12 protein-coding genes are annotated in these 14,403 nt (G+C 44.0%); 2 read left to right on the forward strand and 10 right to left on the reverse strand.

Translation table 11 applies throughout. The annotated features are described in order from the left end of the window. Nucleotides 1–82: 82 nt before the first annotated feature. The 5 genes from sppA to F6K53_RS18880 all read right to left on the reverse strand — a co-directional run bounded on the left by sppA (nucleotide 83) and on the right by F6K53_RS18880 (nucleotide 6,245). Nucleotides 83–1,900, reverse strand: coding sequence for a signal peptide peptidase SppA (gene sppA, locus F6K53_RS18860; RefSeq protein WP_293081667.1), 1,818 nt, complete (start codon nucleotides 1,898–1,900; stop codon nucleotides 83–85). Nucleotides 1,901–2,165: 265 nt separating this feature from the next. Continuing rightward, on the reverse strand, nucleotides 2,166–3,194 hold the full coding sequence (gene fni / locus F6K53_RS18865; protein ID WP_293081670.1) for a type 2 isopentenyl-diphosphate Delta-isomerase: 1,029 nt from the start codon (nucleotides 3,192–3,194) through the stop codon (nucleotides 2,166–2,168). Nucleotides 3,195–3,229: 35 nt separating this feature from the next. Then, the gene (gene pyrR / locus F6K53_RS18870; protein ID WP_008184410.1) at nucleotides 3,230–3,775 is read right to left on the reverse strand and encodes a bifunctional pyr operon transcriptional regulator/uracil phosphoribosyltransferase PyrR; all 546 of its coding nucleotides are present in this window, start codon (nucleotides 3,773–3,775) and stop codon (nucleotides 3,230–3,232) included. A 104-nt stretch (nucleotides 3,776–3,879) separates the two neighbouring features. Continuing rightward, nucleotides 3,880–5,190, reverse strand: coding sequence for a peptidoglycan-binding protein (locus F6K53_RS18875; RefSeq protein WP_293040385.1), 1,311 nt, complete (start codon nucleotides 5,188–5,190; stop codon nucleotides 3,880–3,882). A gap of 827 nt (nucleotides 5,191–6,017) precedes the next feature. Further along, entirely contained in the window at nucleotides 6,018–6,245 is a 228-nt protein-coding gene (locus F6K53_RS18880; protein ID WP_293081673.1) for a hypothetical protein, read from the reverse strand. Nucleotides 6,246–6,568: 323 nt separating this feature from the next. Between F6K53_RS18880 and F6K53_RS18885 the strand changes: the two genes are divergently transcribed. Continuing rightward, nucleotides 6,569–7,312 (forward strand): DUF2927 domain-containing protein, encoded by a 744-nt coding sequence (locus tag F6K53_RS18885; protein ID WP_293081676.1) that lies wholly within the window; start codon nucleotides 6,569–6,571, stop codon nucleotides 7,310–7,312. A gap of 77 nt (nucleotides 7,313–7,389) precedes the next feature. On the opposite strand, the gene F6K53_RS18890 is transcribed toward F6K53_RS18885, so the two are convergent. From F6K53_RS18890 to F6K53_RS18905, 4 genes are all read right to left on the reverse strand, one after another. After that, nucleotides 7,390–8,238, reverse strand: coding sequence for a hypothetical protein (locus F6K53_RS18890; RefSeq protein WP_293081678.1), 849 nt, complete (start codon nucleotides 8,236–8,238; stop codon nucleotides 7,390–7,392). Nucleotides 8,239–8,690: 452 nt separating this feature from the next. Continuing rightward, nucleotides 8,691–9,689 (reverse strand): adenosylcobinamide-phosphate synthase CbiB, encoded by a 999-nt coding sequence (cbiB, locus tag F6K53_RS18895; protein ID WP_293027276.1) that lies wholly within the window; start codon nucleotides 9,687–9,689, stop codon nucleotides 8,691–8,693. Beyond that, nucleotides 9,689–10,078 carry a GFA family protein gene (locus tag F6K53_RS18900; protein WP_293027279.1) on the reverse strand — a complete coding sequence of 130 codons (390 nt, stop codon included), beginning with the start codon at nucleotides 10,076–10,078 and terminating at the stop codon, nucleotides 9,689–9,691. The genes cbiB and F6K53_RS18900 overlap by 1 nt, the downstream gene beginning before the upstream one ends. A 16-nt stretch (nucleotides 10,079–10,094) precedes the next feature. Continuing rightward, nucleotides 10,095–10,538, reverse strand: a complete 444-nt coding sequence (locus F6K53_RS18905; RefSeq protein ID WP_008184397.1) for an Rrf2 family transcriptional regulator — start codon at nucleotides 10,536–10,538, stop codon at nucleotides 10,095–10,097. Between the two features lie 644 nt (nucleotides 10,539–11,182). Here F6K53_RS18905 and F6K53_RS18910 point away from each other — a divergent pair. Further along, complete coding sequence (locus F6K53_RS18910) at nucleotides 11,183–11,596, forward strand: AbrB family transcriptional regulator (RefSeq protein ID WP_293027311.1); 414 nt, start codon at nucleotides 11,183–11,185, stop codon at nucleotides 11,594–11,596. 474 nt (nucleotides 11,597–12,070) lie between these two features. Here F6K53_RS18910 and F6K53_RS18915 read toward each other — a convergent pair whose 3' ends face one another. After that, entirely contained in the window at nucleotides 12,071–13,414 is a 1,344-nt protein-coding gene (locus tag F6K53_RS18915; protein ID WP_293040373.1) for a glycosyltransferase family 39 protein, read from the reverse strand. Nucleotides 13,415–14,403 lie beyond the last annotated feature (989 nt).

Raw genomic sequence — 14,403 nt, forward strand, 5'->3', positions numbered from 1 at the left:
TCTTAATTCTTAATTCTTAATTCTTAATTCTTCATTCTGACAGACAACCTTGGCCAAAAGGCCACGCGTGCGCGTTCAACCCTTAGTCAATCCGCCAGTTAAACGGCAAAATAGAATAAATCCCCTTCGGGTCATTGAAGCTTGTGAAAATTGCCAAATCCTGTTTTAGCTTCAGCAACTCTGTAGTTAGTGGCTCAGGTAATTGTCGGCTTGTGACCCTAACATCATTAGTCAGTGTCTCCAGAATCCTTTCCTCGAAACTAGGAATTTTTGGATACTCTTCTACTTTCCAATCATCCTTTAACTTAGCTTGCTTAGCGGCATACTTAATAGCATCATTAATACCCCCAATCTCATCAACTAAACCTATCTGCTTGGCGTCTATACCTGACCAAACCCGTCCCTGAGCAATGTCTTTGACTTTGCCCTTAGGCAATTTACGTGACTCTGCTACTTTGTCAATGAACTGGTCATAAATCTGATTAACCATGGTTTGGTAGATTGCTAACTCTTGGTCTGTTTTGGGACGGACAGTACTTTGAATATCGGCTAAAGAAGCTGTTTGTACAATATCCCAGGTCAGACCATTGTTGTTAGCTAATTCTTGGATATTAAAAAGTACACCAAAGACACCAATAGAACCAGTGATAGTATTTGGCTCAGCAAAAATTCGGTCGCTATAGGTAGAAATCCAGTAGCCACCAGAAGCTGCTACATTGCCCATAGACACAATCACTGGCTTTTCCTCACGGATCAGCCGCACTTCCCGTTGAATAATCTCAGAGGCTGTAGCACTGCCACCAGGACTATTAACCCTGAGCACTACTGCTTTAATATCTTTATCCAGCCGTAGCTCGCGCAGCTGTTTAGCAAAGCGTTTACCCCCCACTTGCTCAAGGTTTCCTTGACCGTCAACAATGCTACCCTCAGCATAAACTACGGCAATTTTATGCTTAGACTTGCGATTTTTAGAGTAAGGACTTTTCGCTCTAGCGTAAGTAGCCAGCTTAATTTTCCGGAACGATTTATCCTTTTCTTTTTCTCCAGTAAGCTCCTTGAGGGTAGCAATCACCTCATCGAAGTATCCAACTTGATCCACCAAACCTTGAGTTTTGGCCTCTGATGCGATCAACATCCCTTTAGTATTAGCGATCGCTTGCAAGGTCTTGGGAGTAATCTCACGACTTTTCCCCACTGCTGTCAAAAATTCATCCCAAATATCATCTAACAATTCTCGAGTCTGTTCCCGACTTTCAGGACTCAGCTGTTTGAGCAAGAACGGTTCAACTGCGGACTTGTATTTGCCAACTCGAACCACCTGAACACCAATACCATACTTCTGGAGAGCTCCGGTCAGAAAAAGTTGGGAAGAGTTCAAGCCATTGATTTCCACAACTCCCATCGGGTTAAGAATTATCGTATCCGCAACCGAGCTAAGATAGTATTCCCGTTCTCCCAAATCTACGTCATAGGCAATAATTTTTTTTCCAGCAGCTCGGAAACGCTCCAGAGCCTCCCTTACCTCCTTGAGATTTGCTAACCCAGTGTTGCCAACAGTTTTAGATGCAGCTCCATCCAGGTAGAGGGCAACAATGCGTTTATCCTTAGTTGCCTTATCCAGAGTATCGAGCACTTTGCGCAAAGGGATGATATTGCTTTCTTGACCCGATAACACCTCTTCAATCACTTCACTAGTGCTTGAGGTAGGATTGGTATCGCTGATATTGACCGATAAATCAAACACCAGCACTGATTTATCTTGAACCTGTGGCCCTGTATCTTTCGATGCTACTGCAATCAGTACAAACAGGAATCCACTAGTAGCTAAACTAAAAAATAGAATTAAACCGGCAAGACTTCCTACTAGGCTGGCAAATGTTTGTTGAATAAATTGACGCATTTGGTAAAGGATTAAGGATTAAGGATTAAGGATTAAGGATTAAGGATTAAGCATAAAGAATGAATGATTAAGCATAAAGGATTAAGGATTAAGGATTAAGGATTAAGGATTAAGCATCAAGGATTAAGGATTAAGGATTAAGGATTAAGGATTAAGGGCGATTCCCGATTCCCGATTCCCGATTCCCGATTCCCTATTCTCTATTCCCGATTCCCGATTCCCGATTCCCGATTCCCGATTCCCGATTCCCGATTCCCTATTAGCACTATCCTAACTTTTTCAAAGTGTTGGATTGCTTGAGATCAGACAAGGTAGCATTACCGGTGCAGAATAGAGCAGTAGTGATTTCTGCCATCAACAATTGCACTAAGGCATCAACGGCATCTACTGACTCAGCTGCTGCTTGGAGGAATGGTAATGCTAGACCAGCAATATCGGCTCCTAATGCGATCGCTTTTGCCACATCCAAACCATTGCGCAATCCCCCAGATGCAATTAGGGGAATGTTGGGGGCAATAGCTCGAATACTGGTAATGCACTCAGCGGTTGGTAAACCCCAGTCACCAAAGGTCTGTCCTAACCGACGCTGATGAGCGGTTAATCCTCGCTCACTTTCTACCTTTGCCCAAGACGTGCCCCCCGCACCAGCAACATCAATAGCGGTAACACCAGCCTCCAGCAACTTCTGGGCCATAGCCGCTGAGATGCCATTACCCACTTCTTTAGCAATCACTGGTACCGTCAACTTACTGCATAAACCATTAATTTTGTCAAGTAAACCCTTGAAATTAGTATCCCCGTTAGCTTGAATGCACTCCTGCAAGGGATTGATGTGCAAAATCAGTGCATCTGCTGTTAACAGGTCAACCACCTTTTGGCATTCTTCTAGTCCATAACTGTAGTTCAGCTGAACCGCACCGATGTTGGCAAATAGAATAATATCCGGAGCTTGGGAGCGCACCGCAAAGGTATGACCAACCTCTGGTTTTTCCACGGCCACTCGCTGAGAACCAACCCCCATGGCTAGTTTGTAATGTTGGGCAACCTCAGCCAGACGAAAATTAATCGTTTTTGCCTGTTCAGTACCACCAGTCATAGAAGAAATCAACAATGGTGCTCCCAAGGATTTCCCCAGAAATGTGGTAGATATGTCAATCTCACTGCGGTTTAGTTCTGGTAAGCAACAGTGAGTGAAGCGGTACCTCTCAAGTCCATTGGTATTGGCACGAAATTGAACATCTTCATCCAGACAAATCCTGATGTGGTCGGCCTTTCGCTGTTGGGTTTGGGTCATAATTATTTGGAAAATAAGAGCAATCTGATCACGATTCAGGCGCTAATTACTTTAATTAATTCCACTCCATCCCGACCATCATTATCGTTTAGATAAACCTTTACCTGTTCTTCGGCGGATGTGGGGAGTAGTTTGCCCGTAAAATCTGGACTAATCGGCAGTTCCCGATGTCCTCGGTCTACTAGCACTAATAATTTAATCGTTTGGGGTCTACCATACTCAAGCACCGCGTTTAGAGCAGCACGAATGGTACGTCCTCTATAAATGACATCATCCACCAACACCACTATCTTACGATCAAGATCGAAGGGAATATCTGTTTTTGCTGGGGTGCGAATGCCAATTCGATCGAGATCATCCCGATAAAAGGTGATATCCAACGCTCCCACTGGCACACTGACCTGCTCTAGGGTTTCAATCTGACGTCCTAGCAACTGAGCTAAAGGAACACCTCTGGTATATATACCCACCAGTGCTAGTTTGGACAAATCACTCACTTGTTCGATCACTTGAGATGCCAAACGATTTACTGTACGGCGCAGTTCTTCAGCTGATAGGATTTCAATGGTTTGAGTAGGCATCCTGGTTCATACAAAATTTCAGCAGGATACCCCGCCCACACAAATAGCGAGTTAGGCGGGGAAGGGGCTTTCAAGGTTTTGATATTATACCAGACGAACACCTATCACCGTGGAGCAAGAGATGAAAAGGTTTTAGCATCAGCGATTCCAGTGGGAAATAAGCCTTTGTCCCGTTGATATCGCTTCAGGGCTGCCTCTGTGGCTGGTCCAAATACGCCATCTTTTAGTCCTTTATAGTAGCCTAGGTAAATCAAGCGATTCTGAAGGCTATTCACTCTTGTGCCACTACTACCTCGTTTTAATGGAGTAATGATGCTAGCAGCAACGGCAATTCCAGAAGAATTGCCCCGTAGTGCTGATAAGGTACGAGAGTCAGCAATGCCATTTGCTGGCAGTTCCCGAGAAAGCTGATACTCTTTGACTGCCGTCTCAGTTAATTTACCATAGTATCCTGTTACTGGCCCTTTGTAGAATCCCAACTCTGTGAGGCGATTTTGCAGTTGTTTCACCGATTCGCCATTGCTGCCTGGTCGCAACTCAGTGACGTTGGGAATAATATCCTTATCATTAGGATTTTTGGCTAAGTCTGACAAAGTGCGAGAGTCAGCAATACCAGTCACTGGTAGTCCCCTCAAGCGCTGAAATTTTATGACCCCTGCTTCAGTTAAACGACCGTAGAATCCCGTTACTGGACCGTTGTAGACTTTCAACTCCCTCATGCGCTGTTGCAGTTTGGTCACAGCAGTTCCTCTGTTACCTCGCCGTAACTCAGTGGCGTTCTTGATCGAACCACCATTGATTACGAATAAGGTGTTTTGTCCAGCAACGCCATCCGCCCGTAATCCCTTGGCTCGCTGAAATTTAATTACCGCTGCTTGGGTCATGCGCCCGTAATAGCCAGTGATCGGACCATTAAAAAATCCCAAGGATGTCAACTTCTTTTGCAAATCGCTGACTACCGTTCCTCTACTACCGCGTTTGAGCTGTGTGTTTGTTGGTAGACGAATATCAGTACCAGCAGTTTTATATAAAGCTGCTAGGGTTTTTGGTCCAGCCACACCATCTATTGGTAGTCCCTTCTTTTGCTGAAAGATAGCAACATAAGACTGGGTTAACATGTCATAGTTGCCAGTAATCCGACCTTTATAAAAGCCAGCCGCTGCCAACTCTTTCTGAAGAGAAGTCACCTGTGATCCACGGCTGCCTTTTTGAAGCACTTTAGCACTGGCATGAGCAGCGGTACTGAGAATGGTTAGGGCAATTGCGATCGCACTAATCTTGATCCAAGCTGAACTAGGAATAGTGGGACTGTTTAGCCCATCCAACCATCGAATTAAACCATTATCATCTTGCCACGGAAAATTCTCCGCGTCTTCATAGGACTCGGCAAGATTAACGCAGACTAAGCTTTCCATCGCTTTCCTACCAAATTTTTTTGTATGATAGCCAGTTCTCTAGCAATATTTGTATTGTGTTCTTGACACTACCATTTTAATGGACATTACTCTTGTCCACGTCATCCCTAGTTACCTTCATAGGTCATAACTGCTCAACCGATCATCCCTTCACCGGATCACCCCTTTACCCGATCACTCCTTCACCAATTCCCAGGTAATATCTTTGATCCCAACAATGAGCAATCTTTGAGGAGCAATCTTTTAGCAATCTTTCCGGATGTAGTCAATTTCAGGCTGGATTTAAGAGTTATAACGGATGTGGTAAAGGTAAATCTGCTCGATAATTACCCTCAAAAGGTAAATCTCCTGGATATTGCCCCCAGCTGACTGCTGGGGGTTTTTATTGTGTTCGGCGCTCTACAGTAATGCGATCGCCTCAGAAGTGTTGAACAGGGAATAGGTAATAGGTAATAGGTAATAGGGAATAGGGAATAGGGAATAGGGAATAGGTAAGAAGTAGTTTTCGAGGCTTAAGAGTATCGTTAACTACATTTTTGAGCCTGGTCTTGATGCAGCCGTGAGCGACTGCATCAAGACCGGAAGAGAAAAGCCAAGTTTTACAAAGCTTTTAGGAATTTATCCCTCACCATTATTTGTAAATACCCGCGCGCGTATTGCTATAGAGCAACGCGACTCTCTAGATTAATTCCAAAGGGGATGACCATGCCTAATTGTTGTTGGCCCATCCTCAAGTCATATATTCTGAGCCTCTTCAGTTTTTTGAGCCCAACCATGAAATCTTTCCGGAGCTAGTCAATTTCCTGCTGGATTTAATTATAACGGATTTAGTAAAGATAAATCTCCTGGATAATTGCCCCCAGCTGACTGCTGGGGGTTTTTATTGTGATCGGCGCTCTACAGTGATGCGATCGCGGATCATCACTGTGGCAAAACCGCCCCTGAGCAACGCGACTCTCTAGATTAATTCCAAAGGGGATGACCATGCCTAATTTTTGTTTGCCCATCCTCAAGTCATATCTTCTGAGTTTCTTCGGTTTTTTGAGCCCAACCATCACCAATCTTTCCGGATCTAGTCAATTTACTGGCGGATTTAAGAGTTATAACGGATGTGATCAAAGTAAATCTCCTGGATAATTTACCCCAGCTAACTGCTGGGGTTTTTTTTTGTAATTGCCTAACACAGTGATGCGATCGCCGATCATCACTGTGCCAAACCCCCCTCGCTTATCAACCTAAGGATACAAGCCCCTGAATTCATTTATGGAAAAAGACTATTTGAATTGGAGCGAAGCGATGTTTCAATGCCTCGAATTAATTCCTGGGGTATTTTTTAATTTTGAATTGATAATTTTGAATTGGAGCGAAGCGAGTGACCATGGGTAATTTTTGTTTGCCAATCGTCAAGTCTGTTATTCTGAGTTTCTTAGGTTTTTTGATCCCATCTACCTATCAACCACCCACTTATGGGAATAATTATGAGCTAAGTAGCACACAACCCACTCTCCAATCAATTGACAACAAAAACTATACTCAAGCTCAAATTGATTATTTTTTGGAAATTGCCTTAGGCTCGGAATACGGCTCCTCCAATCCTACTATCAAAAAATGGGACAGGAATGTGAGGATTAAGGTAATCGGCTTGCCAACCCCTGAAGATTGGCAGACTTTGTCAACCGTTATTGATGAACTAAATACGATTACTCAAGGTTCAATTCAAATAAACTTTGATGATAATAATCCCAATCTCAAGATTTATTTTGTTCCCGAATACGAGTTTCGTCGCTATGAGCCTAACTATCGACCGGTCAATTTTGGTTTTTTTCGGACTTGGTGGAATAACCAGGTAATTTATAAGTCAAGAATTATGATTTCTACAACTAGCATTACTCAAAAAGCACGGTCTCACCTAATCCGAGAAGAGCTCACCCAATCTATAGGACTGATGAGGGATTCCTATAAATACAGAAATAGTGTATTTTTCCAAGGGTGGACTGATACGACTGAATATGCGGAGATTGATCAAGCTGTAATAGAAATGCTATATAGACCAGAAATTCGTCCCGGAATGACTAAAGCAGAAGTTATCAATGTTCTGAATAGCCTTAGGTTTGCGAGGTAATCATAGCAGTAGGGTGCGTTATTAACGCACCTTACAGATAGAGTTACTGGGTAGGTTCTGTGCTATCAAGATTCAGATTAGAAGAATTTAGAGGTAGTGTAAGGACCATAGACCCAATTGCCACTGCTCAGCTGTAGCCAATTCCCATTTCTAGCAACCACAGGTTTGAGTACAGATCCACTGCTTACACAGGTAACAGCCTGACCAGTACCAGGACCAGGGAGTGCTTTCAAACACCCACCATTGGGAGTCTTGACTTTGATTCCTGATTCCAAAATCGGACTACCGCCACCGCCTTCACTACTTTCATCAAATAATTTAGAGGTAGTGTAAGGAGCATAAACCCAATTGCCACTGCTCAGCTGCAGCCAATTCCCATTTGTAGCAACCACAGGTTTGAGTGCAGATCCACTGCGGACACAAGCAACAACCTGACCAGTGCCAGGACCAGTGAGTGCTTTCAAACACCCACCATTGGGAGTTTTGACTTTGATTCCTGATTCCAAAATCGGACTACCGCCACCGCCCTCACTACTTTCATCAAATAATTTAGAGGTAGTGTAAGGACCATAAACCCAATTGCCACTGCTCAGCTGCAGCCAATTCCCATTTTTAACAACCACAGGTTTGAGTACAGCTCCATTGCTAACACAGAAGACAGCTGCGGAAGTATCGCTCGGACCTTTGCGTGCAGTCAAACAACCACCACTTGGAGTCTTGACTTTGATCCCTGTTTCCAAAGCCGCAAACACTGGAGCCGTTACACTCAAACTCCCCAACCAGACCGCACATCCTAGTAAACCGAGCCAAGCAGTGTTGGGAATTTTAAACCAGTTGAGGTTGAGTTCTCTTAGATCTAGATCACAATCAATACCTACTGCTTCTTCATAGGATTCATAGGAATGAGTGTAAGCAAGTACTTCCACGTTTTTCTCCTTTTTTAAGTTTTATTAAGTTTTGAGGCAATTATGATCATAATTTCCCCTAAAGTTGAGGGAAAATAGATTGCTTTGCTGTCAGGTGGAAGACCCAAGGGTAATCGGTAATCGGTAATCGGTAATCGGTAACTGACCCAACTATACTTGATGTCATTCTTTTGTTCAGCAACGCCAAATAGATGGCTGGAAAAAGGTTATAAGACAATTTCCTCCCATAGGGGAAAATTTAAGCAAAAAAAAATAATTGCCTGATTAAACGATAACGTTGTGTGAAGCGTTCGCAAAGCGTGGCCAAAGGCCAATCGCATAAGCGCGTTTTTATCTGGGTTGTAAACACACTTCTTGCTGTAAAAGGCATGGATGGAAAAGGCTTGCAGACAATAGGGGAAAGAGCTCCGAAGTTTTATTGGACAAAAAAAAAGACCATATAGGTTTACATCTCATTTAAAAAGGCTATATTGCAATAGACAAAAAACCAACCCTATCCCCAGCCAAATTAAAAAACAATACCTTGTCAGATCTAAGGCTTGGTTAATTTTGCCTGGTGTGATATCGTAGGTAGGTTTTCCTAATAAGGGTTTTTGCTTGACAACACCACTGTAAAAATTAGTCCCCCCCAGCTGAACCTCCAAAATCGCAGCAAAAGCCGATTCACTCCAGCCAGAGTTAGGACTCGGATCAGCAATAGCATCACGGCGACACAGACGCCAGACCTGCTGAGGTTTTCCAGACATCAAGGCTAGGGTAAATACGGTTAATCGACAGGGGATCCAGGTTAGTAAATCTTCAATTTTAGCACTAAACCAACCTAAATGCGTGTAAGGCTCTCGGCGGTAACCGACCATCGAATCTAAAGTACTGGCAGCTTTATAAGCTAAGGCCAGAGGAACACTACCTACCCCAGGAATCAACGCTCCAACAATGGCATAGAACAGAGGGGCTGTGACCCCATCGGTAGTGTTTTCCGCCACCGTTTCTAGGACAGCTCGTAGGATTTCCGACTCACAAAGATTTTCTGTATCACGACCAACATATTGACTTAATCGAGAACGGGCTAGTTCTAATTCTCCGGCAGTTAAAGGCTGTAATACATCCATTGCTGCTGCTCTAAGAGAGCGACCAGCAAAACAACTGGCTAGCAATATCGTTCCTATGCCTATACCCAAAAAGGGATTGAGCCAGATTCCTAGGAAGACAATAAACCATCCAACTACTCCACTCCCAATAATTAGTCCAATACCCAACCCAATTCCTGCTAGGCGTTGTTGCCAAGGCTGCTGCCAGAAGTGAATTGCTAACTTAGTGAAGTGAGAGATTACCCAGCCCATAACCTGCACTGGATGGACCCAACCCCAAGGATCACCGATCAGATAATCCAGACTAGCCGCCAGCAGCAAAATGACACCATTAGTATGGTTATTACCCAGGATTTGAACCACTACTTTCTAATTTTATCGACATTCTCTTCCCAGTTAGCCCCATCGAAAGGGACAAGGGTAAATCGAGATAGAACATCACCGTCAAGACAACGTAGGTTGACAGAAATCCCATTGGGATGAGAACGGGGTCGATAGAAAGGATGAATGCCACAGATTTGGCAGAATGTGTGCTTCGCCGTGTGAGTGTTGAAGGTATAACTAGTCAACACTTGATCTCCCTTAAGTAAGCTAAATTGCTCAGGGGAGACAATCAGGTGTAAGATGCCCTTTTTTTTACACATCGAACAATTGCAATCAATTGCCTCATGCTTTTTTACAATTACCCGGAAGCGGACAGCGCCACAATGACAGCCCCCCTCATAAGTAATCGGTTCGTTACTCTTTTTCATGAACAGAAAAATTGATTCAAACAACGAAACTGGTTTCTTCTCCCATAGCCGCTTGCCAACTACGGGCATCATAATAAAGATCGGCAAGAGTTATAGTGTACAATGCTTCTTTAAGCTTTTGATGCAAACGATGCCAAAGTGTAAATGTAACCCAGTCTTCGGCTTGACCAGCGTCTGGGGTATGGTGGGGTAGTGGTTCGATGGTTTCACCCACTGCTTCTAGGATTTTGCCGAGGGAAATTTGTGTGGGTTCATGGGCTAATTGATAGCCTCCTTGAGCTCCACGAACTGACTTGACTAAGCCAGCACGGCGCATCTCAATCAGTAGTTTTTCTAGATATGGAGCTGGTAGACCTTGCCGTTTAGCGATCGCTCTAACCGATGTCGGTCCATACCCTGGTCTTAGGCTCAGATCTAGTAGTGCCTTAACACTGTAGTGTCCACGAGTGGTGAGCTTCATAATAAAATAGCAATCCAATCGGAAAGTGGACGTGGGAGTTAACGGGACAATTTCTTTGAAAGACTAAAGTCGGAAACGATTTTATGACCTGTTTAAAGATCACGCTCGTTTAATCCACTCAGCTATCAGCATCAAGAGCCGGGGGAACCAAGCAACCCTCTCATCCTGAAGACTATACTTTGAGCGGTATGCTTTTAGCTATGCCTTCAAGCCAGAAGCTTAGATCTTAGACTATCAATGGCTGATAGCTGATAGCCCGTTGGCTGAATGCTAAGCTCAAAGAAACTCGCTTAATACTGTCACCCAATGGAGATAGCCATTGACTTGTGACAGGGATGGAAAGTACAGGTGGCTGGTGAGGAAATTGCCTACAAGAGTAGCCCATACTCTTTTAGCCAATTTTCCCGTGACCCTAGGCAATTTTCCTGTGACCCAGATGATCGGAGTTGTTCACGACCTATTCACAACCTATTGCTGTAGTTGAACGGTAGTTAAAAACTGACTATTAACGAACACAGTTGACACTCTCGGTGTAATATAGTCTCATATACTGATATTAAACTAAGATTTTGTTATCTTAGTTGACAGTCAGTCCAGTAGAAATGCTGGATACCACTTAAGTCCTTAGTATTAGATTCAAGTTGATGGCTAGAAAGAAAAACATGGCTGCTCCGACGCCTCCTCTGAAGGACGAAGCATTGCTTGATAAAGTAAGAGAGCTAGGTAACCTGAGCAAAGAAGAAAAAGCTAGAGCCTGTGGCTACTACACCGTGACAAAAAACGGAGTAGAGCGAGTCAATATGATGAAGTTCCTCAATGCCCTTATTGATGCGGAGGGGATTGAATTAGACAGCAAAGTCAATGGCAATGGTCGTGGCGGACGCAGTGCCAGCTATCGGATTAGTGTGCAGTCTAACGGCAATCTTCTGATTGGCTCGGCTTACACGAAACAAATGGGTTTACAACCAGGGGACCAGTTTGAAATCACCCTGGGACGCAAGCACATTCACCTTAAACAACTTGATGAAACAGAAGAAGAAGCACGTGAGGCATCCTGAGCCGAATAGACAAGGCTTAGAACGCCGTAATCGGTAAATGTGCTGTCGCTCAAAACGTCAGCATTCTCCCGTCAGTTATCAGCATTAGCGCTACTTGAAACGCTGTGCTTGCCAGCCATTCATGATGCCCTCAAGAGAACCAATCCACGAGGCTTTAAACGGTAAGCGTGGTTTGAAAAGGAGCCCATAAGCTTACTCTCTTGATAAACCCAGGCTCCCAAAACATTAGCTGTTTGCAAAGCTGGAAAGTAGCGCTAATGCTGACTGCTGATAGCTGAATGCAAACCCGATCACTGTCTGTTACGAAAGCGGTGTATCAATTTCCATCCCCATTTATGGAAACTTCCCAATCTAGCTTTTAATCACTCAATTGGGATATTGTTTAAAGAACACCCAGTCAGGGGCATCATCAATTCTTCTGGCTGGCTTCAATTTCCATTGCTCAAGGAGACCAGTATTAAGCAATAAGTTGAACTAGATCAGCTTTTGCCAAATCCCATGGTCAGAAGACATCAAAATCAGTAGAGAAAGATAGGTTCCCCAGAATAAAATTACCATAAATTGTCTATCCCGTCGCGCAACCAGCATCCCTGCTATAACCATGGTTAAAGGGACACAAGCGAAGAACAGCCAGGAGCTGAGGTCAAAAGCTTTCCTAATCCCGAAGTGAAGCATCACAGTAATAGTAGCAACACCTAGTAGACTTAACCCAATACTCCAAAAACGGGGATAAGATTTGCTAGAAGGCCAATGCCAAATATCTGTCAGTTGGGCTCCACCAGCAAGGGCTAATGCTGGGTAAACTGGCAACACATACCCAGGCAATTTAGTGGCAATAAGGGAAATGGCGATCAAGTAACCGCCAGCCCATACCAGTACCAATTTAGCCCAGCCCCAATGGCGATTCTGCCAAGCCTGCTGTAACCAGTAGGAAAAGAACAGTAACCAAGGTGCGGAAAATTTTAAGATTTCCCCCAGGTAATACCAAGGGAGGCGATTTTGCCCATCCACTGCTGTCCAGATCGGGCGTAGGGACTCGTAGAGAATGGCTTTAGTTGTAGTAACGGCTCTTTGATCCTGTACCAGTAATGGAACAGTGTACCAAGCAAGAGCAGGACTATAGCCTAGGAGCAATCCCAACCACCAATAAGTAGACGTGAGGAGTCTGGGCGTATCCCATGCTAGAAACAACAGAGCGATCGCTGTGATCAACAATGCCACCAGGATCCCCTTAGTGAGGAAAATCAAGCCTAATCCGATCCCCGCTGCCAGTGACCAGCGTGAGTCCCGACGCGATCGCAACACACACCACATCATCAACACCACAAAGCACAGATTAGCTCCATCCAGGATTGCCATACGCCCATAATGGGCTATTGGTAAGAAAGTTAGGTAAATCAAGCTAGAGAAAATAGCCTTCTGACGGCAGGGGAAGATTTCTGTAGCAAGACCATATACTAGCAGTACCGACAGAACACTGAGGATGGCACCAGGTAAGCGTGTAGTCCACTCGTTGACACCACCAAACTGATAAGCCACCGCAATGAGCCAGGCTAGTAGGGGGGGGTGTTCAATTACGGTTTCACCTTCAAAAGTTGGGTAAAGCCACTGCCCAAATTCCCCCTTTGCTGAAAGTAGTTGAGTAGCCAGATGACTTATGCTTTGCTCTACCCCTTGCAACGAGCCACTGCCCAAATTGATGCTAAACAACAATAGTGCTGCCAGGAATAACCCTAACAGCGACAATCTCTCAATCCAGCGTTGAGTTCTACGTATCCGGTTTCCCGAGCCACCCCAAGTAAACGTTTTATGATCCATAAATTTACCTTTACCTTTACCTTTACCAATAATTCATAATTAAAGCTAGAAGTTTAACAAAAAACCATGAACGAAGCTAATTTTACCGTTCCCCACCAGACCACGAGCCATCATCCAATTTTTCGGTTCTACTTGGGGGATTATCCCAATGCTGCTAGCCATCTTATCTAATCTACTAACCCCGTTGTCTGGTGTTCTTAACCACAGCAGTATACTTTTTACCTTTAACCTTTCAATTATGTCGGAAAACTAATCGTCTCTAACTAATCGTCTCGCGCGAGCGTGAACAGGCAATTCTGTTGAAGCTGTTTACCGTCAGTGATAGAATGTCCGTTGTTGAAGTGACGGTGCTAAACTATCCAGCATAAATTAAAACTTAACTTTTTTTGAAATTACCAATCAACCTAGAAAAACCTTTGACCTATGAGTATGACTTATGAGTAGTGTGAGCTATGGCTCAAATCAATGATTAGATTGGTGAGCAATGGCAAAGTCTGACAATTATACACAAGATAAACACAATATCAACAAAACTAATTAGACAAGTAGCAGCTGTACATGGTAACAGACACTCTCAAACCTCCCCATGACTATTTACACTCGCGTGGGTCTTATCTCCGGGAGGAACTGTTGCTCAGCAATGGTTTAAGTAAGGCACAACAGCAAACAGCTTTGCTTATAGTCTTGAGTAATTCAAACTTGAGTTTTTCGAATCGAGTGTAACCAAAGTTAAAAAATATTCTCCAGAATCCTTACCTGTTAACTGTTCCGAAGTTCCCTACTTCTGTAATAAGTCCTATGAAAGTGATACACTACCAGGACACAAAGGGCATGCTTAAGATAGGCTATAGACGGTTTTATTACTGTGACCTATAGCTCAGTCATTGACCATCGACTGCTACTAGCAATGTTCTAGAACTTACCTCAAGTTCAGATTCACTGCTAACCGATCACTTGTTGACCAAGCCAGCCCATGGAGTTGAACACAG

The sequence above is a fragment of the Moorena sp. SIO4A1 genome, from assembly GCF_010672065.1.
GTDB lineage: Bacteria > Cyanobacteriota > Cyanobacteriia > Cyanobacteriales > Coleofasciculaceae > Moorena.

Bases quoted from the DNA above. Each gene is read 5' to 3' on its own strand.
- sppA (WP_293081667.1), bottom strand. From the start codon at position 1,900: ATGCGTCAATTTATTCAACAAACATTTGCCAGCCTAGTAGGAAGTCTT.
- fni (WP_293081670.1), bottom strand. From the start codon at position 3,194: ATGACCCAAACCCAACAGCGAAAGGCCGACCACATCAGGATTTGTCTG.
- pyrR (WP_008184410.1), bottom strand. From the start codon at position 3,775: ATGCCTACTCAAACCATTGAAATCCTATCAGCTGAAGAACTGCGCCGT.
- F6K53_RS18875 (WP_293040385.1), bottom strand. From the start codon at position 5,190: ATGGAAAGCTTAGTCTGCGTTAATCTTGCCGAGTCCTATGAAGACGCG.
- F6K53_RS18880 (WP_293081673.1), bottom strand. From the start codon at position 6,245: ATGGTTGGGCTCAAAAAACCGAAGAAACTCAGAAGATATGACTTGAGG.
- F6K53_RS18885 (WP_293081676.1), top strand. From the start codon at position 6,569: ATGGGTAATTTTTGTTTGCCAATCGTCAAGTCTGTTATTCTGAGTTTC.
- F6K53_RS18900 (WP_293027279.1), bottom strand. From the start codon at position 10,078: ATGAAAAAGAGTAACGAACCGATTACTTATGAGGGGGGCTGTCATTGT.
- F6K53_RS18905 (WP_008184397.1), bottom strand. From the start codon at position 10,538: ATGAAGCTCACCACTCGTGGACACTACAGTGTTAAGGCACTACTAGAT.
- F6K53_RS18910 (WP_293027311.1), top strand. From the start codon at position 11,183: ATGGCTAGAAAGAAAAACATGGCTGCTCCGACGCCTCCTCTGAAGGAC.
- F6K53_RS18915 (WP_293040373.1), bottom strand. From the start codon at position 13,414: ATGGATCATAAAACGTTTACTTGGGGTGGCTCGGGAAACCGGATACGT.